The organism is Ruegeria sp. HKCCA0235A, assembly GCF_013033235.1.
GTDB lineage: Bacteria > Pseudomonadota > Alphaproteobacteria > Rhodobacterales > Rhodobacteraceae > Ruegeria.
The window spans coordinates 168,316-193,378 of sequence record NZ_WQDQ01000004.1 but is presented as its reverse complement, the minus strand read 5'-3'; the positions used below and the strand labels follow the sequence as shown (position 1 = coordinate 193,378).

At 58.8% G+C, this 25,063-nt stretch carries 26 protein-coding genes; 8 read left to right on the top strand and 18 right to left on the bottom strand.

What is annotated here, in order from left to right; translation table 11 throughout:
- Position 1 precedes the first annotated feature (1 nt).
- The 4 genes from edd to GOW56_RS08980 all read right to left on the bottom strand — a co-directional run bounded on the left by edd (position 2) and on the right by GOW56_RS08980 (position 6,933).
- Entirely contained in the window at positions 2-1,807 is a 1,806-nt protein-coding gene (edd, locus tag GOW56_RS08995; protein WP_174831776.1) for a phosphogluconate dehydratase, read from the bottom strand.
- Between the two features lie 2 nt (positions 1,808-1,809).
- Positions 1,810-3,255 carry a glucose-6-phosphate dehydrogenase gene (gene zwf, locus GOW56_RS08990; RefSeq protein WP_171170799.1) on the bottom strand — a complete coding sequence of 482 codons (1,446 nt, stop codon included), beginning with the start codon at positions 3,253-3,255 and terminating at the stop codon, positions 1,810-1,812.
- Positions 3,256-3,404: 149 nt separating this feature from the next.
- Entirely contained in the window at positions 3,405-5,648 is a 2,244-nt protein-coding gene (gene ptsP / locus GOW56_RS08985; RefSeq protein WP_171205660.1) for a phosphoenolpyruvate--protein phosphotransferase, read from the bottom strand.
- 46 nt (positions 5,649-5,694) lie between these two features.
- Positions 5,695-6,933 (bottom strand): aspartate kinase, encoded by a 1,239-nt coding sequence (locus GOW56_RS08980; protein ID WP_171205659.1) that lies wholly within the window; start codon positions 6,931-6,933, stop codon positions 5,695-5,697.
- 165 nt (positions 6,934-7,098) lie between these two features.
- On the opposite strand from GOW56_RS08980, the gene GOW56_RS08975 reads away from it, so the two are divergent.
- Entirely contained in the window at positions 7,099-7,455 is a 357-nt protein-coding gene (locus tag GOW56_RS08975) for a hypothetical protein (RefSeq protein ID WP_171205658.1), read from the top strand.
- Here the strand turns inward: GOW56_RS08975 and GOW56_RS08970 are convergent.
- The 5 genes from GOW56_RS08970 to GOW56_RS08950 all read right to left on the bottom strand — a co-directional run bounded on the left by GOW56_RS08970 (position 7,449) and on the right by GOW56_RS08950 (position 10,502).
- Positions 7,449-8,087, bottom strand: coding sequence for an SDR family NAD(P)-dependent oxidoreductase (locus GOW56_RS08970; protein WP_171205657.1), 639 nt, complete (start codon positions 8,085-8,087; stop codon positions 7,449-7,451). The two genes, GOW56_RS08975 and GOW56_RS08970, sit on opposite strands and share 7 nt — an antisense overlap.
- Before the next feature lie 2 nt (positions 8,088-8,089).
- Positions 8,090-8,545, bottom strand: a complete 456-nt coding sequence (locus GOW56_RS08965) for a DUF1178 family protein (RefSeq protein ID WP_171205656.1) — start codon at positions 8,543-8,545, stop codon at positions 8,090-8,092.
- A gap of 72 nt (positions 8,546-8,617) precedes the next feature.
- Positions 8,618-9,079 (bottom strand): NUDIX hydrolase, encoded by a 462-nt coding sequence (locus GOW56_RS08960; protein ID WP_171117562.1) that lies wholly within the window; start codon positions 9,077-9,079, stop codon positions 8,618-8,620.
- 132 nt (positions 9,080-9,211) lie between these two features.
- Entirely contained in the window at positions 9,212-9,955 is a 744-nt protein-coding gene (locus tag GOW56_RS08955) for an EcsC family protein (protein ID WP_171170805.1), read from the bottom strand.
- A 52-nt stretch (positions 9,956-10,007) separates the two neighbouring features.
- Positions 10,008-10,502, bottom strand: a complete 495-nt coding sequence (locus tag GOW56_RS08950) for a GNAT family N-acetyltransferase (RefSeq protein ID WP_171205655.1) — start codon at positions 10,500-10,502, stop codon at positions 10,008-10,010.
- A 71-nt stretch (positions 10,503-10,573) separates the two neighbouring features.
- Here GOW56_RS08950 and GOW56_RS08945 point away from each other — a divergent pair, with 71 nt between their 5' ends.
- Together GOW56_RS08945 and GOW56_RS08940 are read left to right on the top strand one after the other, a co-directional pair.
- Positions 10,574-11,179 carry a flavin reductase family protein gene (locus GOW56_RS08945; RefSeq protein WP_171170809.1) on the top strand — a complete coding sequence of 202 codons (606 nt, stop codon included), beginning with the start codon at positions 10,574-10,576 and terminating at the stop codon, positions 11,177-11,179.
- The gene (locus tag GOW56_RS08940) at positions 11,179-11,817 is read left to right on the top strand and encodes a CatB-related O-acetyltransferase (protein ID WP_171205654.1); all 639 of its coding nucleotides are present in this window, start codon (positions 11,179-11,181) and stop codon (positions 11,815-11,817) included. Before GOW56_RS08945 ends, GOW56_RS08940 begins: the two co-directional genes overlap by 1 nt.
- A gap of 31 nt (positions 11,818-11,848) precedes the next feature.
- Here the strand turns inward: GOW56_RS08940 and GOW56_RS08935 are convergent, their stop codons facing one another.
- A complete protein-coding gene (locus tag GOW56_RS08935; RefSeq protein ID WP_171205653.1) occupies positions 11,849-13,483 on the bottom strand; it encodes a SulP family inorganic anion transporter in 1,635 nt (544 codons plus the stop codon).
- A 166-nt stretch (positions 13,484-13,649) separates the two neighbouring features.
- Here GOW56_RS08935 and GOW56_RS08930 point away from each other — a divergent pair, with 166 nt between their 5' ends.
- Positions 13,650-14,210, top strand: a complete 561-nt coding sequence (locus tag GOW56_RS08930) for a hypothetical protein (RefSeq protein WP_171205652.1) — start codon at positions 13,650-13,652, stop codon at positions 14,208-14,210.
- A gap of 66 nt (positions 14,211-14,276) precedes the next feature.
- Positions 14,277-15,149: an S-methyl-5'-thioadenosine phosphorylase gene (locus GOW56_RS08925; protein ID WP_171205651.1), complete on the top strand. Its 873-nt coding sequence runs from the start codon at positions 14,277-14,279 to the stop codon at positions 15,147-15,149.
- 7 nt (positions 15,150-15,156) lie between these two features.
- On the opposite strand, the gene GOW56_RS08920 is transcribed toward GOW56_RS08925, so the two are convergent.
- Entirely contained in the window at positions 15,157-15,954 is a 798-nt protein-coding gene (locus tag GOW56_RS08920) for a hypothetical protein (protein ID WP_171205650.1), read from the bottom strand.
- A gap of 302 nt (positions 15,955-16,256) precedes the next feature.
- Between GOW56_RS08920 and GOW56_RS08915 the strand changes: the two genes are divergently transcribed.
- Complete coding sequence (locus GOW56_RS08915) at positions 16,257-16,886, top strand: LysE family translocator (protein ID WP_171205649.1); 630 nt, start codon at positions 16,257-16,259, stop codon at positions 16,884-16,886.
- 7 nt (positions 16,887-16,893) lie between these two features.
- Here GOW56_RS08915 and GOW56_RS08910 read toward each other — a convergent pair whose 3' ends face one another.
- Positions 16,894-17,067, bottom strand: a complete 174-nt coding sequence (locus tag GOW56_RS08910; protein ID WP_171117543.1) for a hypothetical protein — start codon at positions 17,065-17,067, stop codon at positions 16,894-16,896.
- A 438-nt stretch (positions 17,068-17,505) separates the two neighbouring features.
- Here GOW56_RS08910 and GOW56_RS08905 point away from each other — a divergent pair, with 438 nt between their 5' ends.
- Together GOW56_RS08905 and GOW56_RS08900 are read left to right on the top strand one after the other, a co-directional pair.
- On the top strand, positions 17,506-18,045 hold the full coding sequence (locus GOW56_RS08905; protein WP_152457268.1) for an adenine phosphoribosyltransferase: 540 nt from the start codon (positions 17,506-17,508) through the stop codon (positions 18,043-18,045).
- Positions 18,046-18,215: 170 nt separating this feature from the next.
- Positions 18,216-18,698 carry a fasciclin domain-containing protein gene (locus GOW56_RS08900; RefSeq protein WP_117869700.1) on the top strand — a complete coding sequence of 161 codons (483 nt, stop codon included), beginning with the start codon at positions 18,216-18,218 and terminating at the stop codon, positions 18,696-18,698.
- A gap of 36 nt (positions 18,699-18,734) precedes the next feature.
- On the opposite strand, the gene GOW56_RS08895 is transcribed toward GOW56_RS08900, so the two are convergent.
- The 6 genes from GOW56_RS08895 to GOW56_RS08870 form a co-directional block, all read right to left on the bottom strand.
- A complete protein-coding gene (locus GOW56_RS08895) occupies positions 18,735-20,150 on the bottom strand; it encodes an FAD-binding oxidoreductase (protein ID WP_171205648.1) in 1,416 nt (471 codons plus the stop codon).
- A gap of 38 nt (positions 20,151-20,188) precedes the next feature.
- Positions 20,189-21,007, bottom strand: coding sequence for an MBL fold metallo-hydrolase (locus GOW56_RS08890; protein ID WP_171205647.1), 819 nt, complete (start codon positions 21,005-21,007; stop codon positions 20,189-20,191).
- 102 nt (positions 21,008-21,109) lie between these two features.
- Complete coding sequence (locus GOW56_RS08885; RefSeq protein ID WP_171117536.1) at positions 21,110-21,694, bottom strand: GNAT family N-acetyltransferase; 585 nt, start codon at positions 21,692-21,694, stop codon at positions 21,110-21,112.
- A complete protein-coding gene (locus GOW56_RS08880) occupies positions 21,694-22,956 on the bottom strand; it encodes a pitrilysin family protein (protein ID WP_171205646.1) in 1,263 nt (420 codons plus the stop codon). The genes GOW56_RS08885 and GOW56_RS08880 overlap by 1 nt, the downstream gene beginning before the upstream one ends.
- Positions 22,953-24,341 carry a threonine synthase gene (thrC, locus tag GOW56_RS08875; RefSeq protein WP_171205645.1) on the bottom strand — a complete coding sequence of 463 codons (1,389 nt, stop codon included), beginning with the start codon at positions 24,339-24,341 and terminating at the stop codon, positions 22,953-22,955. Before thrC ends, GOW56_RS08880 begins: the two co-directional genes overlap by 4 nt.
- Positions 24,338-25,015 (bottom strand): SURF1 family protein, encoded by a 678-nt coding sequence (locus GOW56_RS08870; RefSeq protein WP_171205644.1) that lies wholly within the window; start codon positions 25,013-25,015, stop codon positions 24,338-24,340. Before GOW56_RS08870 ends, thrC begins: the two co-directional genes overlap by 4 nt.
- Positions 25,016-25,063 lie beyond the last annotated feature (48 nt).

Genomic DNA, 25,063 nt, shown 5'->3' with positions numbered 1-25,063 from the left:
ATTACGCTCCAAATATGCTGGCGCCAGTGTCGGCGGACCCGACATTCTGCCGGAACGCAGCGAAGAGATCGCGCCCGACACCGTGTTGGTTGGCGGAAAGGTCGGCGGTGGCGGGGGACCGGTCCAATACCCCTTTGGTCAGGATTTCCAGGTCGCCGTTGACCGCGTCGACACGCAGGATATCACCGTCTTGCAGGTAGGCGATGGGCCCGCCGTCCAGCGCCTCGGGGCAGACATGGATGGCGGCGGGTACTTTGCCGGATGCACCCGACATGCGACCATCTGTGACCAGCGCCACCTTTTGCCCCCTGCCTTGCAGGATCGACAGTATCGGGGTCAGAGAATGCAGTTCAGGCATCCCATTGGCCTTTGGCCCCTGAAAGCGGACCACGACGATGACGTCATCTGTGAACTCTCCGGCCTTGAAGGCGGCTTTTACCTCATCCTGATCGTGGAACACCCGCACGGGTGCTTCGACGACCTGATGTTCTGGCGCGACGGCTGATACTTTCATGACCCCGGTGCCCAGATTACCGGTCAGGCGCGACAGGCCCCCGGTGGGCTGGAACGGGTCATTGGCCGGGCGCAGGATCTTTTCGTTCAGGCTGTGTCCCGAACCATCCTGCCAGATCAACTCACCATCGATCAGTTTGGGTTCCTTGGTATAGTTGTGCAGCCCCTGCCCTGCGACGGTCAGCGTGTCCGGGTGCAGCAAGCCTTGTTCAAGCAATGTACCGATCGTGTACCCAAGTCCGCCGGCCGCGTGGTAATGGTTCACATCCGCCAGGCCGTTGGGATAAACCCGCGCAACCAGCGGAACCACAGCGGAAATATCGGAAAAATCCTGCCAGTCCAACACGATACCACCAGCGCGCGCCATGGCGATCAGGTGGATCAGCAGATTGGTTGAACCACCGGTCGCCATCAGACCGACGATGCCATTGACGAAAGCGCGTTCATCCAGAACCTGACAGACCGGTGTATAGCTGTTGCCCAGCGCGCTGAGCGACAGGGCACGGCGCGCGCCTTCCTCGGTCAGGGCGTCACGCAGCGGGGTATTCGGATTGACGAAGCTGGAACCCGGCAGGTGCAGCCCCATAAACTCCATCAGCATCTGGTTGGTATTGGCGGTGCCATAAAAGGTACAGGTGCCGGGGCCGTGATAGGCCGCCATTTCAGCCTTCATCAGCTCTTCGCGGCCCACTTCCCCGGCGGCGAATTTCTGTCGGACCTTGGCTTTTTCGTCGTTCGGCAAGCCGCTGGTCATCGGGCCTGCGGGCAGGAATACGGCCGGCAGATGGCCAAAGGCCTGCGCGCCGATGATCAAGCCGGGCACAATCTTGTCACACACCCCAAGAAAAACAGCCGCGTCATAGGTGTTGTGGCTAAGCGCCACACCGGTTGCCAGCGCGATGACGTCGCGCGAGAACAGCGACAGCTCCATCCCCGCTTCGCCCTGGGTGACACCGTCGCACATGGCTGGCACACCGCCTGCCACCTGTGCCGTTCCGCCGGCGGCGCGGATCGCGTCGCGGATCAGGGCGGGATAACGTTCAAACGGCTGATGGGCCGAAAGCATGTCATTATAAGCGGTGACAATGCCCAGATTGCCGGCGGTGCCGGTGGCCATCGATTGCTGATCTTCGCCTGCGCCCGCATAGGCATGGGCCTGACCGCTACAGGACAGATGCGCACGGGCAGGACCCTTGGATCTGGCCTGCTCCATCCGTTCAAGATGTGGGCCGCGCAGATCGGCGCTGCGGTCGATGATCCGTTTGGTGACATCGGAAATGACTGAGTGAACCATGATTACCCTCCGATCTGACGCCAGCGGCGCCCGTCGCGATGCATCAGCATCAATGCTTCTTCGGGGCCTGAACTGCCCTGATCGTATCGGGATGGGCGGTCTCCGCGCTGCTCCCAGCCCTGAATGATGGGATCGACCCAGGCCCAGGCGGCCTCGGCCTCGTCCCCACGCATGAACAGTGTCTGATCGCCACGGATGACATCCATGATCAGCCGCTCATAAGCGTCGGGGGCTTGCGCTTCGGCCCCAAGTGCATCGGCAAAGCTCATGTCCAGCGCAACATCCGACAGCCGGAAGCCCCCCGGCCCCGGATCCTTGATCGTGGTGCGCAGGGTGATGCCTTCGTCAGGCTGCAACCGGATCACCAGAACGTTTCCGTGCAGAGGGCCGACATTGGGAAAAATCGTGTGCGGCGGATCGCGGAAGAACACCGCGATTTCGGATTCCCGCGCGCGCAGACGCTTGCCAGTGCGCAGATAGAACGGCACACCTGCCCAACGCCAGTTGCCGATATGAACCTTGAGGGCGATGAAGCTTTCGGTTCGGCTGGCGGGGTTGCCGACATGATCGACATAACCGCCCTCGCCCTTTTCGGCCCGGTACTGACCGCGCGCGATGTCAGACTGGGCCACGGGCTCGAGCGCTTCGATCACCTTGACCTTTTCGTCGCGCACCGCGTTGGGTGAGAATTTCGACGGCGGTTCCATTGCGGTCAGACACAGCAACTGAACCAGATGGTTCTGGACCATGTCCCGCATTGCGCCGGACTGATCGTAATAGGCCCCGCGCCCTTCGACGCTTACGGTCTCGGCCACCGTGATCTGCACGTGGTCGATATGGGTCGAATTCCAGAGGGGTTCGAACAGCGAGTTGGCAAAGCGCAGCGCCATCAGGTTCTGCACGGTCTCTTTGCCCAGATAATGGTCGATCCGGTAAATCTGATGTTCTTCGAAACAGGCACGCAAGCCTTCGTTCAGCGCCTTCGCCGAGGCAAGATCGTGCCCAAATGGTTTTTCGACGACAATGCGGCTGTCCGGTGTCGCAAGACCGGCGTCATGCAGCCGCTGCGCTATACCCGAAAAAAGGCTTGGACCAACGGATAAATAAAAGGCCCGCACGACGTCTTCGCGCATCCGTTCTTTCAGATCGGACCACCCGGCCTCGCCCAGCGCATCCACGGGCACATATTCGACATGGGCAAGAAACTGATCCAATGTTTCCCGGGAAAAACCGGGCGCGAACTGTTCCATCGATTTGCGGACCTGATCGCGAAACCCGTCATTGTCGATATCAGAGCGTGCCGTACCGATGATCCGCGCGCCGTCGGGCATTTGGCCGACCTCAAAGCGATGGTACAGGCCCGGCAGGATTTTACGCTGCGCCAGATCGCCGGTCGCACCGAAAAGCACCAGATCAAATGGCTCTACCGGAATTACGCGTGAAACCATCACAGGCTCCTTCTGAATTTGCCGATATCAGCTTAGCACGGCGTGATTCCGCGCAAAACCTGACATGTTATCGCTAACACTGCCTGTCTATTAGAAAGCCGCCCATGAAAAATCAAGCACAGTTTGAAGAAACCGTGCCGTTTAGCGCATCAGGTCTGATGGCGCAGCCAGTCCATGACCGCAGGACGCACCGATTGCTCTCCGCGGTGGCGCGCGTCAGCGATGATTTTGCGAACCTCCGCCAGATTGGACCGCAACAGCAGGCTTTTGACCGGGCCGATCGAGGCAGGCCGCATCGACAGTGTCCGTATCCCCATCGCCGCAAGGCACAAGGCCTCGACCGGGCGGCCTGCATCTTCACCACAGAAGCTGAGCGGCGTGTCCGAGATATCGCAGCGTTCGACGATGCGTTCCATCAGGCTCAGGAAGCTGACATTCAGCGTGTCATAGCGGCGCCGGACCAGTTCGTTCTCACGGTCAGCGGCAAAGAAGAATTGCTTTAGATCGTTCCCGCCAATCGAAATGAAGTCCACTTCGTCAAAGAACTTCTGCGGCGCAAAGGCCAGCGACGGCGTTTCCAGCATCGCGCCAACTTCAAGCATCTCGGGCAGCACATGACCCAATCGCTTTTCCCGCTCGATGGTTTTGTTCACTTCCCAGCGGGCTTCGCGATATTCCTCGGCCTGCGCGACAAAAGGGAACATGATGGTCAGCGGTCGACCATTGGCCGCGCGCAGCAGGGCCTGCAACTGCATCCGCATCACGCCGCGCTTGTCCAGACCGACCCGAATGGCGCGCCAGCCCAGCGCCGGGTTTGGTTCCGCCACGTGCTTCATATAGGGCAGAACCTTGTCCGACCCGATATCGAGTGTGCGGAATACCACCCTTTTGCCACCAGCCGCGTCCAGAACGCGCTGATACTGGCTGACCAGTTCTGACCGTTTCGGCATCTGGTTGCGGATCAGGAATTGCAGTTCAGTGCGGAACAGGCCAACGCCCTCGGCGCCCGAGGTGCCAAGCGATGGCAGGTCGGCCATCAGACCTGCATTCATCACAAGGTTAATCCGCGATCCGTCCCGCGTCACGCAGGGTGTTTCGCGGATCGACGCATAACGTTCCTGCGCCTTTGCCTGCATCGCGATCTTGTCGCGGAAGGCACTGACCACGCTGTCTTCCGGGCGCAGATGCACAACACCTTGATCACCATCCACCAGAATGTGATCTCCGTTCAGGGCCTCGGTGGTGATCCGGCCCACATGCACGACCAAAGGAATCGCAAGCGCCCGCGCAACAATCGTGGCATGACTGCCGACAGAGCCTTCTTCAAGCACGATCCCCTTCAGCGCCCGTCCGTATTCCAGCAAGTCGCCGGGGCCGATATTGCGCGCGATCAGGATCGGATCGGGTGGCAGATCAGCACTGTCCGTCTTGCCTTGCCCGGTCAGGATGCGCAGCAGGCGATTGCTGAGATCGTCCAGATCCGCAAGACGTTCACGCAAGTACGGATCGGTGACCTGCCCCATGCGCGCCCGGGCCTGAGATTGTTCTTTTTCGACCGCAGCTTCGGCGCTGAGACCCAGGGCTATGTCTTCCTCCATCCGCCGCATCCAGCCTTTGGAATTGGCAAACATGCGGTAAGCTTCCAGAACCTTCAGCTGTTCCTTGTCGCCGCCCTGCGAAATTTCGAGCATCTTGTCGACGCCGACGCGCAGTTCCTCCACCGCTTCGACCAGACGTTCGCGCTCTTTGTGCGGGTCTTCGGCAATGGGGTTGGTAACCACCACGCGGGGTTCGTGCAGCCAGACATGCCCTTCGGCAGACCCTTCCTGCGCCGGGCCGCCGCGCAGCAGAACCGATTGCTGGTGCAGGGGTGACAGGGCCGCGCCTTCGCCGACAAAAGCCCCAAGCTCGGCCATTTCGGCCAGAACCATGGCCACCACTTCCAGCGCATAGACCTCATCGGCGGAAAACTCGCGCGCCTCGCGGGACTGGACGACCAGAACGCCCAGCTTTTCCCCAAGGCGTTGAACCGGCACACCAAGGAACGAGGAAAATCGTTCCTCGCCGGTTTCCGGCATGTAACGAAAGCCCTTGGCCGACGGCGCGTCGGCGGTGTTGACGACCTTGCCGAACTTGGCGACCCGCCCCACAAGACCTTCGCCCATGCGCATCCGGGTTTTATGGACCGCTTCCGGAGACAGCCCCTCGGTCGCGCAAAGTTCCAGCGTGTCTTCATCGCGAAACAGGTAGATGGAACACACTTCGGCCCTGATACTGTCGGCAATCAGGTGCGTGATCCGGTCAAGACGTTCCTGACCGGCGGCTTCGCTCGCCATTTCTTCGCGCAACCGCCGCAGCAGCTTGCGGGATTCTGTTTCCGTGCCGTCCGCCATGGCCCAACCGATTTAGTGTGTCAGGCGATACCTTTGGCCGATAAGCTCAGGCCGCCTTGTCCAGTTCAAAGGCATCATGCAGTGCCTGAACAGCAAGTTCCATGTATTTCCTGTCGACAAGCACGGAAATTTTGATCTCGGAGGTTGTAATGACCTTGATGTTGATCCCCTCATTCGAGAGCACCTTGAACATCTTGGCCGCCACGCCCGATTGCGAGCGCATCCCGATACCCACAACCGAAACCTTGCAGACATCAGTGTCTGCAACCAGTTCGGCGTAGTTCAGCTCGCCCTTTTCCTTGATCGCCAGCAGCGCTTTTTCGGCGCGGGCCACCTGATCGGTGGGACAGGAAAAGGTCATGTCCGTGCGCCCCTCGTCCGAGATGTTCTGGACGATCATGTCGACATTCACCCCCTCTTCGCTGAGCGCCGAGAAGATGGTCGTGGCGATGCCCGGTCGGTCGGCCACGGAAACAACGGTCATCTTGGCTTCGTCGCGGGAATAGGCCACACCGGCCACAACATTGGATTCCATAATATCCTCCTCGTCGCAGACCAGCGTGCCGGCCTCATCGGATTGTTCTTCAAAGCTTGAGAGAACGCGCAGTTTCACTTTGTATCGCATCGCAAGTTCGACCGAGCGGGTTTGCAGAACCTTGGCACCAAGCGACGCCAGTTCCAGCATTTCTTCGAACGAGATGCGGTCCAGCTTACGTGCCTTTTCGCAGATGCGCGGATCGGTGGTATAGACGCCATCAACGTCCGTATAGATGTCGCAGCGTTCGGCGTCGAAGGCTGCTGCAAAGGCAACCGCCGTGGTATCCGACCCACCCCGGCCCAATGTCGTGATCCGGCCTTCCGGGCTGATGCCCTGGAACCCGGCAACCACGGCAACACGCATACCTTCGCTGAATTTCTGGTTCAGGTTCTCTGTCGGAATTTCTTCGATCCGCGCCTGACTGTGCGCGCTGGTGGTCAGCAGCGGCACCTGCCAGCCCTGCCAGCTGCGCGCGGGGATGTCCATTTCCTGCAAGGTCAGGGCCATCAGGCCAGCGGTTACGTTCTCGCCCGAGGACACGACGGCATCGTATTCCCTGGCGTCGAACAGAGGCGACGTTTCGTTCACCCAGCCCACAAGCTCGTTGGTCTTGCCCGACATGGCCGAGACGATGACGATCACGTCATAGCCCTTGGCAACTTCAACGCCGATACGTTTGGCGGCGCGGCGGATGCGGTCCAGATTGGCGACCGATGTGCCGCCGAATTTCATTACGAGTACGGGCATGGGGGCAAAAGTCTCCGCGCCTTGGATTAGAAGTTCCGTGCCTCATAAGCGAGGGGCACCGCAAGGGCAAGGGCGCAAAGCGGTCGCCCCTGCGGCGCAGGGCCGCTTTACATTGCACTGGCGCAATGTCAGCCTAAGGACACCAACCAGATCAAGAGGTTCTTCATGTTTCGCCTAGCCCTCGCCTTTGCCCTATTGTCGTCGCCTGCACTGGCCCAGGTCGCGAGTGTCGCCGGGACAGATGGCAAGAACGCGCTGGGCGCAATACCCTGCGCTGCAAATGCCGGTGATCCCGTACAAAGCTGCCACGCGGAACTGCGCCGCCATGACGACGGAAACATAACGGTCGCAGTGGCCCTGGGAGGCGGACATGTGCGCAATATCTATTTCAAGGATGGCGTGCCGGAATCCAGCAATTCGACCTCGAAAATTTCACATGAAACGCGAGGCGATATGATGGTGGTCTACATTGAACCTGGTGAGGTCTTCGAAATCCCCAAAGCCGCATTGACCTCTCAGTAGGCGTGCGGTTGCCCGTCATAGGTTTCAAAACAGCCCGTTGTGCTTAGAGACAAGGCATCAAATCGTTCAATCAGGCCGGATACGGCCTGATCCACATCGATATCCGCCGCTGCACCGCCCATATCCGTCTGAACCCAGCCCGGATGATAGATGCCGACGGCAATCCCGTCATCTTTGAGATCCATCGCCAGATTCCGCCCAAGGTTCAGAGCCGCCGCCTTGGATGCGCGATAGATGTAACTGCCACCCGGTGCAAGCGTGTGCGACGCCATTTTCGACGAAAGGATCGCAACTTTGCCGCCCGCGGCGCGCAGGTTGGGCAACAGGGTCTGTATCGTCAGAAAAACCCCCGTGACATTTACCGCAAAGCTGTGCGCCCACATGTCGGCCGGATAGCCATCGATCGAATGCCCCTTGTCCAGATACACGCCGGCATTGCAGACCAGCAGGTCGACAGGCTGGTCTTTCATCTGTTCTGCCATGGCTGATTGCTGCACGGGATCGGCCACATCCAGACGCACCTGCATGCTGCCGTCACGCGCCGTCCCAGTGACTTTGTCCCCCCGGTTCACGTAACCCTTTGCCAGGGCTTGCCCGATGCCGCGATTGGCGCCGGTGATCATGATGTGCATGATCAATTGGTCTTTCTGCTGGGGACAAACGGCAGCGGAGCCACCGGCACGCCATCTTCGATTAGGGATTTCGCCTCATCCAGCTTGGCTTCTCCGTAAATGGCACGCTCCGGCGCCTCGCCCAGATGAATCTTGCGCGCCTCGCTGGCGAAATCTTTCCCGACATAATCCGAGTTTTCTTCGACATAGCGGCGCATCTCGGCCAAAACCTTCTCGATTTCGGGCGATGGCGTTGCAACGTCGACCTTTTGTTCCGGGGCGGAACGGATTTCACTTTCCTTCCGGGCATTCCGCGCCGGGCGGACGCGTGGCGTCATGACCGCTTTCTCAACCTGTGTGCACCCGCAAACCGCGCAGGTGACCATACCCACAGAGGCCAGCTTGTCATAGGCTTCTGCGGATTGGAACCAACTGTCGAAACTGTGGCCTTCGCTGCATTTCAACGCGTATTGAATCATGTTCAGTCCAAAAAAACGATTGGCGAATAGATACCGATCAAGGTGACAATATCAAGCCTATCAGATGCTACTTTAATGTGAGTACGGCTTAAAGTCGCGCAACAATTCAGCAAGCTCATGAGAATCGACCTTTAGCGCTGCTTTTTTCGGCGAAAACCATTTGCGCCTACGCTCGGTCTTTTCCGGGTATTCCTGCGACACAGTGCTTACATGCACTGGAAAAACATCCACCAGACACAAGGATGGGGGCCGGTTAGAATGATGTTTGTGGTGCAGGAACTGCCCCAGTCGCGCCCCGTTGATCCGGCCAGATACACCCGCCTCTTCCCAAGCCTCTTGCAATGCGGTTTCCTGCGGGCTCAGACCGGGGATGAGCCATCCTTTGGGAATGATCCATCGCCGCGACTTGCGTGTCGTGATCAACAGAATCTTGGGACGGCCGCGCTTGATCCGGAAACATAAAGCCGAGGATTGCCGCAAAACTGGCTGCCTTGCAGCTTTTGGAAGGTCATGAAGCAACAATCGTGCTTTCATCGAGCGACGCTCCCTTTCGGTCGAACGTCAGCCATCCAAATTGGTACGCTCACCTAATCTAGCGGCCGACACCTGCAATCATACCACATGATGTATCACACGCCAAGTCACTCACGTCGCCCAAGATATCGCCTACATTCGGGCAGAAAGCCGCCGTGCCAGATCCTCATGGGGGATGTCAGCGTCAATTGCCAGCCGGCGCAAACCGAAATGCACGCGCGCTATTTGCTGATAATAGCGCGTGTAGACATAGTTCGTGCCACCGCCGGCCAATGCCCCCAGCACAGGAACGGACTGGGCTGCAAGCTTTTGCCCCAGTACTATCGAAAAACGCGGCGCAACGGCGGCAATCAGGCGTTGCATGGCCGGTCCGGTCAGGGTCAGCCGGACCGAGAAAAAACCCAGGTCCGCCCCATCGTCATGCGACAATGGTCCCGCTGCCGACAAGACGCGGACGCAATCGAACTTTACGTTTTCGGCAGAGGGATCAAACCCCTCGCGCGCCGCAGCCCCCTGAATGGCACGTAGCAGCATCGCGGTTGTCGCGGGCAGCTCCATCAGGGCTGTCGAAACACCGCCCAGCCCCCCGGCCGCACCCATGGCAGTCGTCACTGCGGTATTGACCCAGGGCTGCTGATCAGGAACCGCGCGCCGCGAACCCTCGGCCGCATGCATCGCCAGCCATAACGCCTGCTCGGTTGCGCCTGTCAGGCCATTCCGAACGGGTTCTGGCAATTGCTCCAGCAATGACTCGGCTGATCCTCCAAGTTTGTTGAGAAGTTTCACGCCAGCCCCTCCGGCGGATCGGTAGTGATCCGCCAAACGATCCAGTTCGGCCTCGGTATCCACGTTTTCAACAAGAACAACGTTCTGCATTCACGCCCTCCTGCCTTTCAACATCGGCGTTGCGCAGCATGGTTTCAATAGGTCAGCGGCTCCAACGTGTCACCGCGCCCTGAACCCCGGACCAGGCGCCGGGCACCAGTTCCAGCCCCAAAACCCGGTCAGGGTTGGTGGGCGGAGGCATCTCGACCGCGTGCAATCGCGTGAAACCGAACCGGCTGTAATAGGGTTCATCCCCGACCAGCATGACCCTTTGCCAACCGCGGGTTCGCCCCGCTTCGACCCCTTCATGTATCAGGTATCCGCCCAGACCCTCACCTTGGTGCGTGGGATGCACGGCAACCGGCCCCAACAGCAGAGCGTCGTGATCACCGACATGAACCGGCCAGAACCGGATCGCACCGGCCAGAATCCCCTGACCGTCACGCGCAACCAGAGACAGGTCCGCAACCGGCGGCACGTCATCGCGCAACCGGTACGACGACAAAGCCTCACGACCCGGTGCAAAACACAGGTCATAAAGGGCTTCGACCTCCCACCAGTCGTCCGGCTCTTCCGGCCTGATCCCGAATTGCTGCACCCTGCCCTCTTTTACTTGCTGGAAATCGCCCTAGCACTTCGCTACGCCTTGGGCAAACGCTTGGAGTTCAGATGTTCTATCGCCCCGAAGACGGTCACGGCCTTCCGCACAACCCGTTCAATGCCATTATCACGCCGCGCCCGATTGGCTGGATCTCGACCCGGGATGCGGATGGGGTCAACAATCTGGCACCCTATTCCTTCTTCAACGGCGTTGCCTATACGCCACCGCAGGTCATGTTTGCCTCGACCGGCACCAAACAGGATCAGAACGCCGGCAAGGACAGCATCGCCAATATCGAGGCCACGGGCGTGTTTTGCGTAAATGTCGTGGCCCATGCGCATCGGGACGCAATGAATGCAAGTTCCGCCGGGTTGCCGAAAGAAGTTGATGAGTTTTCGCATGCCGGGCTTTCACCCATAGAATGCGAAACCATACCCTGCGCACGGATCGAAGGGGTCCCAGCTGCGTTGGAATGCAAGCTGACCCAGATCGTCACGCTGCCCGGTGAAGCCAATCGGGTGGTGTTTGGTGAGGTGACAGGTGTGCACCTGCACGACGATCACATTCGGGACGGCAAGTTTGACGTGACCTCGTTCCAACCTTTGGCGCGGCTCGGGTATCGAGATTACTCTGTCGTTTCCGAGTTGTTCAGCCTTTCGAGACCGGATGACTGATGCCACTGCCTGACGCTGCGCGCCGATATCCTGTCACTCTGCCAGATGGTACGGAACACAGAGGAACAGCCTTTCTGTCACAGGTGATCAACCACCCCAGAATTCAGGTGGGCGATTACACCTATGCGTCAGATTTTGACGCGCCCGAGGATTGGGCCAATCGTTTGGCGCCTTACCTTTTCGAGTTCTCGCGTGAAAAGCTGGTTTTGGGAAAGTTTTGCCAAATTGCCCATGGCGTCCGCTTTGTGACAGCTTCGGCAAATCACGCAACGGATGGGATAACCTGTTTTCCCTTTCCGGTTTTCGATCCGGAACGGATGCTGGAATATCAGCCAGACGTCCGGGACACCCTAGTCGGCAATGATGTCTGGATCGGCTATGGCGCGCTGATCATGCCAGGAGCCAGTATCGGTGACGGAGCGATAATTGGTGCGGGTTCAGTTGTTCGCGGGACGATCCCGCCTTATTCGGTTGTCACCGGCAATCCTGCCGAGGTGATGCGGTATCGTTTTGACGCCGACAAGATCGAGCGGTTGCTTGCTTTGAAGTGGTGGGATTGGCCAGCCGAATTGATCATCGAAGCCGAAAGCGTCCTGCTGAGGGGAGATATCGAAAACCTGGAGCGTCTGGCCCTTTGAAAAAGGCGGCTTGTTCAGCCGCCTTTCAAAGTCAGTGCCCGCCCAGAATGCCGGTGCGGACAGAGTAATCCACCGCCAGTTCGTAATCCGGATCATCATCACTGTCGACCATGAGGTGTCCCGCTTTTTTCAGCAGTTTGTGACAGTCGCGGCTCAGGTGACGCAGCATGACCCGTTTGCCTGCCGCCTCGTATTTTGCGGCGATGTTTTCGATGGCTTGCAAGGCGGACTGATCCACCACGCGGCTTTCGGCGAAGTCGATGATAACGGTTTCGGGGTCGTTCGGGACGTCGAACAGTTCGATAAAGCCGTCAGAAGACCCAAAGAACAGCGGCCCCTGAATTTCATAGACTTTCGCGCCTTTCTCGGTCTCGGAGTCACGCGTGACCGCGTGAATGCGCTTGGCATTGTTCCAGGCATAGGCCAGCGCCGAGACGATGACGCCGACCACAACGGCAACGGCCAAGTCCTCCATCACCGTTACGACTGTGACCAGAACGATGACGAACGCATCGGTCATTGGTACTTTGCGCAGAATTTTGAACGAGTTCCACGCAAAGGTGCCGATCACAACCATGAACATCACGCCAACCAGCGCGGCCAGCGGGATTTGTTCGATCAGGGGTGATGCGAACAGGATGAAGACCAGCAGGAAAAGCGCTGCTGCAATTCCGGCAATACGAGTACGCCCGCCGGATTTCACGTTGATCATCGACTGCCCGATCATCGCGCAACCGCCCATGCCGCCGAAAAATCCGGTCACGATATTCGATGCGCCCTGCGCGATGCATTCCTGAGACGCCCCACCACGCTTGCCTGTGATCTCACCCACAAGGTTCAGGGTCAGCAAGGATTCGATCAGGCCGATGGCGGCCAGAATGACTGCATATGGCAGGATGATCTCAAAGGTTTCCCAGTTCAGAGGAACCATTGGAATATGGAAGGAAGGCAGGCCGCCTTCGATCGATGCCAGATCGCCGACGCGCGGCACATCAAGGCCAAAACCGATCACGATTGCCGCGACAACCAGAATACCAGCCAGCGGCGCAGGAATGATGCGTGTAATCCGGGGCATGACCCAGATCACTGCCATTGTCAGCCCGACAAGACCCAACATGGTGTAAAGCTGCATCCCGGACAACCATTCGCCGCCGCCCATGCCATGACCGGTATTTTCCATGGTTCCGGGCACTTTGAACTGCCCCATCTGGGCAAGAAAGATCACGATGGCCAGACCGTTCACAAAGCCCAGCATGACAGGATGCGGCACCAAACGGATGAAGCGCCCCCAATGCATCGCCCCGGCGATGACCTGAAGGAGTCCCATAAGAACAACGGTCGCGAACAGGTATTCAACCCCATGTTCGGCCACCAGTGCCACCATGACAACCGCAAGCGCGCCGGTCGCGCCCGAGATCATGCCCGGCCGTCCACCGATCAGTGCGGTGATCAAACCGACCAAAAACGCCGCATAAAGACCGACCAGCGGGTGCACACCCGCCACAAAGGCAAAGGCCACCGCCTCGGGCACCAGTGCAAGAGCAACAGTCAGGCCGGACAGCAGCTCGATCCGCAGGCGTGAGACGGTCAGCCCTTCATCTGGAACCCAGCGCAGATCGGGAATGGCGAGGCGATTGGCAAAGCTTGCCAGCAAGGCTCGGGGCATCAGACAGTCCTATAGGATTATATGTTCGCGCGAAGGCGTCGTTGTAGCTGGCGCGCCGGCATTGAGCTACTGCATAAAACGGGATGCAGCCATGCGTGTGACGCATACGTGACGCTCGCGGCAAGTTGATTTGCAGAACCATGATGAAGCCACAACATGTGAGGCCATGCGTTGGATCCTCTTCTTACTGTTCCCGGCCCTTCCCGTCCTTGCACAGGATTTGGATGGCAATGACACGGCCGGCAACTGGCGGGTAACGCATCACGAGATTTTCGGCATCTGGAATTCGATCTGTGACGAGCGCGAAGAAGACAACACCCTGCGGCAGCGGTGCTACATCCGACGGGCAGAAGTGTTTTCCTTTCGGCCAAAATTTGCGGCACAGTTCGTTTTCATTACGCCCGAACCTGAAGGTTTCAAAGTTGAATTCGGGATCGAGCCGGGCACTTTCTTCAACCCATCCGGATTTCGCATCGACAACGGCGAAGAAGCCATATGGCGCACGCGGCGCCCCGGATGCCTGACCGGGCTTGGCTGTACCTTCGAAGACCAACGCGCCAAGGCGCTTTTGGACGCCATGCTGACCGGCGATGCGTTCCGCTTTGTGTTCCGAGACCGGCACGGACAATCACAGGATCTGACCTGGTCTCTGGGCATGTTTGGCGCGGCCTGGGATGATTTCACCGTGCAATCGCAGCAGCGCAACCTGTTGACGATACGGGAATAGGCCTCTTGTCAAACCTCGGCTGAACCCGCACAAATTCAACATCAGTTATTCAGGCGGAGCAGGACAGTGACCCAAACCAGGATAGCCGTCATCGGCGGATCAGGCATCTATGACATCGATGGGCTGGAAAACCCGGAATGGGTAGAGGTTGAGACCCCTTGGGGAACGCCGTCAGACCAGATCCTGACAGGGTCGCTTGACGGTGTCGATATGGCCTTTCTGCCACGTCATGGGCGCGGTCATGTGCATTCACCCACCGATGTACCTTATCGCGCCAATATCGATGCGCTGAAACGGTTGGGCGTGACGGACGTGATCTCGGTTTCGGCCTGCGGATCGTTCCGCGAACATATGGCTCCGGGTGACTTCGTGATTGTCGATCAGTTCATCGATCGCACTTTTGCACGGGACAAGAGCTTTTTCGGAACGGGCTGCGTTGCCCATGTCAGCGTTGCCCATCCCACCTGCCCACGCCTGTCTGACGCATGCGAGACGGCAGGTAAGGCCGCCGGCATCACCATCCACCGGGGCGGCACCTATCTGGCGATGGAGGGCCCCCAGTTTTCCAGCCTTGCGGAATCCAGGATGTATCGCGAGCAATGGGGCTGTGACGTGATCGGCATGACCAACATGCCCGAGGCGAAACTCGCCCGCGAGGCCGAGCTGTGTTACGCGTCGATCGCGATGGTCACCGACTATGACAGCTGGCACCCGGACCATGGCGAGGTGGACGTGTCCACGATCATCGCCACCCTGACCGGCAATGCCGACAAGGGCCGCACACTAGTCAAGGGCCTGCCATCCCTTCTGGGGGCCGAACGAGCACCCTGCCCGCATGGCTGCGACCGGGCGCTGGAATACGCAATCCTGACCGCACCGGAAAACCGCGATCCGGCGCTTTTGGCCAAGTTGGATGCGGTGGCCGGGCGTATTCTTTAGCGCCGCTTCAGGGCATGCGCACCATGGCTGTCAGCAGGTCCTTTTCCCGGATGACGTTCAGCAAATCCCGAACCCTGACATCAACTGATTGCCCGTAGCTTTTCGGGCATTCGGGATTCGGATCTAATCTGGCGTCTGGGTTGACACCGTCGCAATGCATCAATTGTGAAAAATCGCCCACAGTGATCCCGGCGGGTCGAAAATTCACACCGATCGTGACTCTCTGCACCCTGTCGCGACCCGGGAACGCGCCCGGTTGCAATGTGATCAGTTGCGTTTCAATCAGCGATTTCGTGACAACACACACCCTGTCGCGCGCCATCAAGGCCGCAACCATCTCACATGCGCAATCATCTTCTGTATTTGGCATCACGTTGGTGTTCTCAAGCCTTGAAACAGTTCCCTCAAAGGCGACACGTCGACTTGCCGAAGACATTTCATGCCCAGGCGCAGTGGCGCTTTCAGCGTCGGAAAACCAAGACTTTACAAGTTCGACCAACTGAACAAAATTCGGAAGCGCCTCGGTCAGGCCGTTCACATATTCGGAATGCTTGTAATATGTATTTTTGTCGTCCGCATCAATTTCAAGCGGACACAGCCTGGTCATACGCTGCCCGTCGGCCGAGACACGCACCAGATCGCCGGATTCAAACGGTGCGGCGTTCAACAGGACGTTCATCCCGTTATACTTCACCACGTCCCCTTTGTGCACGTCCGACATAACGAAATAGGCAAACCAACCCGCCACGAAAAACCCTGCCACCAAGGCAACCGAGACCAGTGTAAAAACTAATTTACGGGTCATGTCGCACCTATGGTTTTGGGCAACAAAAACCGTTTCCACAGGCATATTTGCCGGGCTCGCATAGAGCCAGGGACACTGAGGGAACGCTGATCAAGGATACGCAGACAAGCACGGAAAAGAAAAACTTCATATCTAAACTCCTTAAAAAGTAACATCATAGCATAAAACACTGCGCAAATCGAATCTCACCGAAGGTCAACCAGAGTGACTGATCCAAACAGAAATTTGGCGGACGCAGTAATTGTCATGCCGTTGCAGTTTGGATAAGCAGAACGTCAGGAATCTGTTTCGAGAATAATCTTATGCAACTCGATCTCTGGCTGGCCTTTGTTGCCGCATCCACCGCCCTGCTGCTGATCCCCGGCCCGACGGTGTTGCTGGTGCTCAGCTATGCCCTGTCCAAGGGGCGCAGTGTCGCCGTCGCGTCCGCCACAGGTGTTGCGGTGGGCGATCTTGTGGCCATGACCGCATCTTTGCTGGGGCTTGGCGCGCTTGTTCTTGCATCGGCAACCCTGTTTTCCGTGCTGAAATGGGTCGGCGCAGCCTATCTGGTCTGGCTTGGGGTCAAACTGTTGCGCAGCGCACCGGCCGGTGGATTGAGCACGGTCGACACCGGGCGGGATGTCACCGCGAGCAGAGTATTCGGCCACGCAGCCGCCGTTACTGCCCTGAACCCGAAATCCATCGCCTTCTTCGTTGCCTTTGTGCCGCAGTTCATACGCCCTGCTGAACCACTTGGACCTCAGTTCGTCATCCTGATTGCCACATTCGTCGGGCTGGCCTGGTTGAATGCGTTGGCCTACGCGCTTTTGGCGGACAGGTTGCGGCGGCTTATCGGTCGCGCCAGCGTGATCACTGCGATGACACGGTTTGGCGGGTTGACGTTGATCGGCATGGGTATGGCCACGGCGGTCCTACGCCGACCGGCCTGACACCGCATCAGTCCTCGGCGTGCTCTTTCATGAATCCACGGATAAATCTGCGGATTTCGCGCGCAGCCGACGTGTCCAGTTCCTTGCAAAGCTCGACAAACGAGTCACGTTCATCCCTGTCGAGGCGCAAGACCAACTGACTGTTTTTCTTGGTCGATCCTTTGCCTTCATTCCTGGCCACGTGTATTTTCCCAACGAAGTTATGCTCTATCTGTCGATGCCGTGTAATCCATAGCATAGTTTTTGCCGTTATCGGGCACTTAACGGCAAGGACAGGAAATTGACAATGAACCTTGCCACTTTCGGGCCGTTCTTGAGCCAATTCCTCGCAATTGAGGCCGACCGCGCCTGTGACCCGGGTACGTCGAATTGCAAACCAAACAGATTGCCCATTGCGCTTCCGGAAATCCGAGCGCGGGGGGCTGTTTGGAACAGGTGGCAGCAAGCAAGCAAATGGGACGGAGACTTATCTTGGCCAGCGCATGGTTGCCTCGGTTTATTGGCCTGCTCAACGCTGCAACCTCACTCCCGTGCTGATCCGGCCGTGGAATTGTTCCTTGCATGGCCAACCCTCTTGGGCCAAACACAATACCTGTGTTTGACGCTAAAAGGTTGGTCCATGTCCAGAAACAAATCTGTCAAAGATTATATCCGAACCATCGTCGATTTCCCCCATGAAGGGATCATGTTTCGGGATGTGACAACTCTGTTTGCCGACCCCCGTGGGTTTCGGATGGCGATTGACCAGATGTTGCACCCCTATGCCGGTGAGCGGATCGACAAAGTGGTCGGGCTCGAAGCACGCGGCTTTATTCTCGGCGGTGCGATTGCACATCAGTTGAGCGTCGGTTTTGTCCCGATCCGCAAGAAGGGCAAGCTGCCGGGCACGACAATCAGTCAGGACTACAAGTTGGAATACGGAGAGGCGATCGTCGAGATCCATGACGATGCCATCCAACCCGGTGAAAAAATTCTTGTGGTTGACGATCTGCTGGCCACGGGCGGAACCGCAGCGGCAGGTATTAAGTTGATCGAACGGCTTGGGGGCGAAATCGTCTCGTGCGCCTTCATCATTGACCTGCCCGAACTTGGCGGCAGCAAAGTGTTGGAAGAGATGGGCATGGACGTGCATGTCCTGTGCGAATTCGAAGGACTCTGACCAGGAGTTTTTCACAAAAACGTGACTGGAAACTGAAAACCGGGCGGGCTTAGCGCGGTTTTTGCGCCGATCAAGGCGCAAAACGGATCAATACAAGTGATCTTGTGGTCAGGTTGCCCCGTACTCTAGGTGATGCTGCTTGAAGCATTTCAACCTAGGGAGTTTAGCTCATGTTCCGCAAATTCGCCGCCGCCGGTGTCGCCTCGATCCTGTTCAGCACTGCTGCATTCGCCGATGGTCACGGCAAGGACATTGTCGACACAGCCGTCGCCGCTGGCAGCTTTGAAACACTCGTCGCGGCAGTTCAGGCCGCCGAACTGGTGGACACACTCAAAGGCGAAGGCCCGTTCACCGTATTTGCCCCCACCGATGACGCGTTCGCGGCTTTGCCCGAAGGCACCGTCGAAAACTTGCTGAAGCCCGAAAACAAGGATCAGCTGGTGGCCATTCTGACCTACCACGTCGTGCCGGGCAAAGTGATGTCAGGTGATCTGAGCGATGACATGACGGCTGCAACCGTACAAGGCGGCGATATCACGATCGATCTGGATTCGGGTGTGATGGTGAATGACGCCAACGTGGTTCAGGCCGACATCGAAACCAAGAACGGCGTGATCCATGTGATCGACAAGGTGATCCTGCCTGCCTCGTAAGAAACAATCGGGCACGGTCCGACGCTCGGGCCGTGTTCACCCTTTCAATACCGCGCCGGGATTCATGATGCCCTGCGGGTCTAATGCCAGTTTGATAGCCCGCATCGCGCCCAGCTTGGCTGGATCGCCATAGCGTTCCAAATCGTTGGTCTTGAGGCGCCCGACCCCATGTTCGGCACTGACTGATCCGTCGAAGGCGTAAACCAGATCATGGACGGCCTGCTTGATCGCGCCTCTTTGATCATCAAATTCCGATCGGTGCCGCCCTTTGGGCGGGAACACGTTGTAATGCAGATTGCCGTCACCAAGATGGCCAAAGCAATTGATCCGGAAGGGCCCCAAGCCTGCAATCAATTTTCTGCCTTCGCAAATGAAATCGGGAATTCTGGAAATCGGGATCGAGATATCATGGCTCGACACTGACCCGATCAAACGATTGGCTTCGGGAATGCGTTCACGCACCGCCCACAAATCGGCCCGCTGCGCTTCACTTTGGGCGATTACTCCGTCCTGAACCTGACCAAGCTCTTCAGCGCGAACAAAGAGTCCCTCCAATGCGGCAAATGGTGAATGCCCGTCAGCCAGACCCAGCTCGATCAATACGCTCCACTCCGGGGGCGAGGCGAACGGTTGACGGACATCCGGCAGAACCTCGGTCAGGAAATCAAGCCCCTGCCGGTGGATCAGCTCAAACGTGCTGACGGCCTCACCCACCTTGTCCCGCGCCAAAGCCAGCAGGTCGATCGCCGCTTCAGGAGAAGCCACATGAAACACCGCCGTCCCTACACCGGCAGGTCGTGGGAACAGCTTGAGCGATGCGGCAGTGATGATCCCCAGCGTCCCCTCGGCCCCGATCAGCAGGTTGCGCAGGTCATAGCCGGTGTTGTCCTTTCGCAGCCGGCTGAGGCCGTGCCAGATCTCACCATTGGGCAGCACCGCCTCAAGCCCCAGGCACAGGTCGCGCGCGTTGCCATACCGCAAAACGTTGACGCCCCCTGCGTTGGTCGACAGGTTGCCGCCGATCCGGCAGGATCCTTGTGCCGCCAATGACAAAGGAAACAAAAGGTTTACCGCCTCGGCTGCGACCTGAACATCTTGAAGAATGGCCCCGGCTTCGGCGACCAGAACGTTCTCGGTTGGAAAGACACACCGGATGGCGGTCATCCGTTCCAACGAAATCACCAACGGCGCAGGCCCCGCCGACATCACCTGACCGCCGACCAGGCCAGTGCCGCCGCCATATGGAACGATCGGAACCTGTGCCTGCGCTGCCAACCTGACCAGCTGCGCCACCTCATCGGTGTTGCGCGGCAAGGCCAGCAGACCTACCCGTCCCGAAAAACGCCCACGCGGTTCTTCCAAATACCGTTCCTCTACTGGGCGCAGGACACCGTCGCCCAGTTTCGAACGGAGCAGCGCGGCAAAACGGTCATCAGCGGGGTTCAAACTCATACGCCTCCAATGCCCAAGCGATGCGGTTGCCGCAAGCCTTATTCAAGATCAATCAGATAGCGCGGCTCAAGCACCACAACCGTAGGGCGGTCCGGAAGGTTCCGCAACGAAACGGTGATCTCCGAAACCCCGTCGCGCTCAACCGGAAATGTATCCCTGATATCCACCAGGAACCGATCCAGCGAGAACTGCGAGAACCAGTGCATCGGAATGATGACAGAACTCTTCAGCCGTTTCAGAACCGCAATCATATCGGGCAGAGGCATGGTGGTTCCGCCATCAACGGCGGCCATGACAACATCCAACCGCCCGAGCGCGGCAAACTGCTCATCCGACGGGACATGATGCAAATGCCCCAGATGACCTATGCACAACCCCTCAACCTCGAACACAAAAATTGAATTGCCGCGTTCTTCGACCCCACCATAAACAGACCGGATATCGGTCGAGACATTGCGCACCAGCATCTCACCCAGATCCAGATGATGCTCGATACCTTTCCCAAACTCTCCCCACCCCGGAAGAACATGCGGAATGGCCGGGTCGGGATGCGCCGTCCAATGCGTGCCGTGGGCATGGTTCATCGTCACCACGTCAGGGATGAGGTTTGCGCTGCCGATAAATCCGGTAAAATCGGTCACCGCATTCAGCCCGCCGCGGGTCTGGATCATGAAAGAGGCATGCGCGATATAGCTGATCCGCACCGAGAATTCCGGCACCGGATCCTGCCAGGCCGCCCTGTGCAGATACTCGATTCCGGGTGCCGCATCGGCAATGGCGACACAGTGACTTGGCCGACGCTCCTGCGCAGCGGCCCCGCCCGAAATCACCATCAATGCCGCAATCAACCAGCGCATACTCCGAGTGTAGCGCAGAACGACGACAAGTCATGCCCCTTGTTCATCTGGCCCCAAATATCCCGGGGGAGGCGCGGCTTGCCGCGACGGGGGCAGCGCCCCCTATCCCGCGTCGGTTCTTCCGCGCCGGTCGGACCGCAGGCTGGCATAAAGAACATGCGTCCGCCACCGCCCGTTGATTTGCAAATACGACTGCGCCACGCCCTCGTATTTGAAGGCCGAACTTTCCAGCAATCCGCGCGACGCCCGGTTTTCCGGCAGGCAGGCGGCTTCGATCCGGCTCAGGTCCAAACGGGTAAAGGCATGGTGAACCATCGCGCCGATGGCTTCACGCATATACCCTTGTCGGGCAAAAGCCTGACCGGTCCAATACCCCAATGTGCCCGCCTGCGCGGGACCGCGCCGAATGTTGTCCAGCGTGATGGCCCCAACCAACACGTCATCCTCGCGGCGAAACAGAAAAAGCGGGATTGCCGTCCCGGCCGCTACCGAACGTTGTGCCCAATACACACGGTTGGTAAAGGATTTGCGGCTCAGGTGGTCCTTGGCCCAGATCGGTTCCCAAGGTGTCAGATAGTCTTTCGAGGCCCGCCGCAACGCGGCCCAATCGTTGAAGTCGGAATGTACTGGCGGGCGCAGGCTGAGCCGCGCAGTCTCGAGTTTCAGCTTGCGTCTGCCCAACAGCATCACGCCGCCCGCCTCTCCTGTAGTTCGGCCAATGTCGGCGCCCCCGAAACCGGCCCGTACAGCGCCAAAGCGGCAGGTGCGTTGACGGCCATCTGCTCGGCAAATACGCGCACATCTTCGGTGCTGACCGCATCAATCCGGGCCACCGTATCTTCCAGAGACGGGACCCGCCCCCAGATCTGAACCAGCCGCGCCAAGCGTTCGGCCCGGTTTGACGGGCTTTCCAGCCCCATCAACATCCCGGCTTTCATCTGCGCACGGGCACGGGCAACCTCTTCCGTGGTCATGTCCTCTGCTGCGCGCTTCATTTCGTCGATGGTGATAGTGGCAAGCTCTGCCACCTGATCTGCCGAGGTACCGGCGTAGATCGTCGTCGTACCGGTATCGGCATAGGCACCGGTCTGGGCAAAGATCGTATAGCACAGCCCGCGCGACTCGCGCACCTCCTGGAACAACCGCGAAGACATGCCACCCCCCAAAGCGGTGGAATAGATCTGCGCCGTATAGATCGCATCGTCGCGATAGCCCGGGCTTTCCAGCGCAAGTGCGAAATGGGCCTGCTCCAGCACCTTCTCCTGCCGCGCTTCACCACCGGTAAAACGCGCAGGCTCGGCGATCAGCCCGGTGCGTGGTTGCAGATGACCGAACATCTCTTCGGCCATTTTCATCAGCTGAACGTGATCCACGGCACCGGCAGCGGACAGGATCATCTGATCGGGGCCATAATGCTCGGCCACGAACCCCGACAGATCCTCGCGCGAGAACGCACTGACCCGCTCGGATGGTCCCAGAATGGTGCGGCCCAAAGGCTGGTCGTGATAGCTCTGCTCCTGCAACCAGTCAAAGATCACATCGTCCGGCGTGTCATAGGCCTGGCCGATCTCCTGAAGGATCACGCCGCGCTCAACCTCGATTTCGCGCGGGTCGAAAACCGGGTTCAGAACGATGTCGCCGATCACGTCCATCGCCAGCGCCACGTCGTCCTTCAGAACGCGCGCGTAATAAGCCGTTACCTCGCGCGAGGTATAGGCGTTGATATACCCGCCCACATCCTCGATCGCCTCGGCGATTTGCAGCGCCGAACGTCGCTCGGTTCCCTTGAACGCCATATGCTCAAGGAAATGTGCGATGCCGTTCTGTTCGATCCGCTCATGCCGCCCACCGGCGGTTACCCAGATGCCGATGGCCGCAGATTGCAGCCCCGGCATGTGTTCACTGACGATACGAAAGCCGTTCTTCAGTTGGTCTTGTCTGACAGTCACTCGGCGATGTGCCCTTTGATATGATCCTCGATGGCGCCCAGATCGTTGGCGATCCGGGTCACCCGTTCCGGACGTTCATACAGATCAGACATGCGGGATGGAAGAGGCGGATGCACGTCGCTCGCCTTCTCGACTGCGGCAGGGAACTTGGCGGGATGCGCAGTGGCCAAGGTGATCATCGGGGTATCGGTGGCACGGTGGTCTTGGCCGACCGTGATCCCAACCGCAGTGTGGGGGCAGACCAGTTCCGCGCTGTGGGCAAGCGTATGCCTGATCGTCGCCAGCGTTTCGCCTTCGGACACCCGGCCCGAGTCGAAAGTCTCGCGCAGCGCTTCCATCGCGCCCTGGCTGACATTGAAGCCGCCATTTTTGAGCTCATCCATCAACTGCGCCACGGCACCGCCGTCCTCGCCATAGGCGTAATACAACGCCCGCTCAAAGTTCGAGCTGACCTGAATGTCCATCGACGGGCTGATCGAGGGGATGGTGTCGCCCTTGAAATACCCCTCACCCGACAGACACCGGTGCAGGATGTCGTTCTGGTTGGTTGCCACGACCAGACGATCGATGGGCAAGCCCATGCGCTTGGCCAGATAGCCCGCGAAGATGTCGCCGAAATTGCCGGTCGGCACGGTGAAGCTGACCTTGCGGTGCGGCGCGCCGAGGCTGACGGCGGCCGAGAAGTAATAGACGATCTGCGCCAGCACCCGGGCGAAGTTGATCGAGTTCACACCCGCCAGCTTGACCCCGTCGCGGAAGTCGAAATCGTTGAACATGTCCTTCAGCGCAGCCTGACAATCATCGAAATCGCCATCCACGGCCAGAGCATGAACATTGCTGTCCGCAGGCGTCGTCATCTGGCGGCGCTGCACCTCTGACACGCGGCCATGCGGGAACAGGATGAATACATCCACGGCATCCAGCCCCCGGAAGGCCTCGATCGCGGCCGAGCCGGTGTCACCGCTGGTGGCGCCGACGATGGTCACGCGGTCATTGCGCCGCTTCAAGGCCACCTGGAACAGCTGGCCGATCAACTGCATGGCAAAGTCCTTGAACGCCAGCGTGGGCCCATGGAACAGTTCCAGTAGAAAATGGTTCTCGTTCAACTGCTTCAATGGCGCGCGGGCGTCATGACCGAACCCTTCATAAGCGCGGGCAATGATCGCTTTGAACTCATCCTCAGCAAAGGAGCTGCTGACATAGGGCCACATCACACGGAATGCGATGTCTTCATAGGGCAGACCAGCAAGCGCCGCGATCTCGTCATGGCTCATCACAGGGATCTCGGCGGGCAGATAAAGCCCCCCATCGCGGGCCAATCCGGTCAGCATCGCCTCTTCAAAGGTCAGTTCTGGCGCTTGGCCACGGGTCGAGATGTATTTCATTGCTCTTCACTCTCAGAAGGGGCGCGATTGCGCCACAGGAAATAACCGGTCATCACAGCCCAGACCAGAGCCAAGCCAAACCAGGTGATTGCATATTGCAGGTGATCGTTTGGAATCCCCGCCGTATCCACCGGCAAAGGCATCACGTTCGGGTCGGTCTGAGACCGCGCGATCAGCAACACCGGCTCGGCCCCCAAAGCGGCGGCCAGATTGGGCACGTCCCGGGCAAACCAGATGTTGTCGTCAATATCGGGCTCGGGCGTATAGCTGTCGACCTCATCCGGCCAGTGCAGGTTGCCGCTGATCTCCATCGGGCCGGTCAGACGCGGCGCTTGTTTCGCCGTTGTCCGCACAAAACCCCGATCGACCAGAATTGTGCGGTCCTCGGTGCTGAACGATTGGATGATGCGATACCCTGCCCCGACCTGTTTGACCGAAACAAGCACATGGATTTCGCCTGGTTCCATCTCACCCGAAACCGTTACCGGAAGGTATTTGTCGGTGTCCTCTGAAACATGCCTGGGCAAGGCGATGGGGTCGGCTGAAATGCGGCTTTCGATCTCTGCCAACAGCTCCTGTTTCCAGGCCAGACGCTGCGTCTGCCAGATCCCCAGCGACAGCAGAACGCCCAAACCGGCGAGGCCGAAGATCAGCAGGAACAGAATGCGGCGCATGGCAGGGTCGAACCTCGTTTCAGGAACCGGCGTCTTGTTAAGGGGCGT

Coding starts and splice junctions, on each gene's coding strand:
- GOW56_RS08945 (WP_171170809.1), top strand. CDS start 10,574: ATGTTCTATCGCCCCGAAGACGGTCACGGCCTTCCGCACAACCCGTTC.
- GOW56_RS08965 (WP_171205656.1), bottom strand. CDS start 8,545: ATGATTCAATACGCGTTGAAATGCAGCGAAGGCCACAGTTTCGACAGT.
- GOW56_RS08960 (WP_171117562.1), bottom strand. CDS start 9,079: ATGAAAGCACGATTGTTGCTTCATGACCTTCCAAAAGCTGCAAGGCAG.
- GOW56_RS08955 (WP_171170805.1), bottom strand. CDS start 9,955: ATGCAGAACGTTGTTCTTGTTGAAAACGTGGATACCGAGGCCGAACTG.
- edd (WP_174831776.1), bottom strand. CDS start 1,807: ATGGTTCACTCAGTCATTTCCGATGTCACCAAACGGATCATCGACCGC.
- GOW56_RS08895 (WP_171205648.1), bottom strand. CDS start 20,150: ATGAGTTTGAACCCCGCTGATGACCGTTTTGCCGCGCTGCTCCGTTCG.
- GOW56_RS08970 (WP_171205657.1), bottom strand. CDS start 8,087: ATGCACATCATGATCACCGGCGCCAATCGCGGCATCGGGCAAGCCCTG.
- GOW56_RS08935 (WP_171205653.1), bottom strand. CDS start 13,483: ATGCCCCGAGCCTTGCTGGCAAGCTTTGCCAATCGCCTCGCCATTCCC.
- ptsP (WP_171205660.1), bottom strand. CDS start 5,648: ATGGCGGACGGCACGGAAACAGAATCCCGCAAGCTGCTGCGGCGGTTG.
- GOW56_RS08870 (WP_171205644.1), bottom strand. CDS start 25,015: ATGCGCCGCATTCTGTTCCTGCTGATCTTCGGCCTCGCCGGTTTGGGC.
- GOW56_RS08905 (WP_152457268.1), top strand. CDS start 17,506: ATGTCCAGAAACAAATCTGTCAAAGATTATATCCGAACCATCGTCGAT.
- GOW56_RS08980 (WP_171205659.1), bottom strand. CDS start 6,933: ATGCCCGTACTCGTAATGAAATTCGGCGGCACATCGGTCGCCAATCTG.
- GOW56_RS08920 (WP_171205650.1), bottom strand. CDS start 15,954: ATGACCCGTAAATTAGTTTTTACACTGGTCTCGGTTGCCTTGGTGGCA.
- GOW56_RS08900 (WP_117869700.1), top strand. CDS start 18,216: ATGTTCCGCAAATTCGCCGCCGCCGGTGTCGCCTCGATCCTGTTCAGC.
- thrC (WP_171205645.1), bottom strand. CDS start 24,341: ATGAAATACATCTCGACCCGTGGCCAAGCGCCAGAACTGACCTTTGAA.
- GOW56_RS08940 (WP_171205654.1), top strand. CDS start 11,179: ATGCCACTGCCTGACGCTGCGCGCCGATATCCTGTCACTCTGCCAGAT.
- GOW56_RS08975 (WP_171205658.1), top strand. CDS start 7,099: ATGTTTCGCCTAGCCCTCGCCTTTGCCCTATTGTCGTCGCCTGCACTG.
- GOW56_RS08915 (WP_171205649.1), top strand. CDS start 16,257: ATGCAACTCGATCTCTGGCTGGCCTTTGTTGCCGCATCCACCGCCCTG.
- GOW56_RS08885 (WP_171117536.1), bottom strand. CDS start 21,694: ATGCTGTTGGGCAGACGCAAGCTGAAACTCGAGACTGCGCGGCTCAGC.
- GOW56_RS08930 (WP_171205652.1), top strand. CDS start 13,650: ATGCGTTGGATCCTCTTCTTACTGTTCCCGGCCCTTCCCGTCCTTGCA.
- GOW56_RS08890 (WP_171205647.1), bottom strand. CDS start 21,007: ATGCGCTGGTTGATTGCGGCATTGATGGTGATTTCGGGCGGGGCCGCT.
- zwf (WP_171170799.1), bottom strand. CDS start 3,255: ATGGTTTCACGCGTAATTCCGGTAGAGCCATTTGATCTGGTGCTTTTC.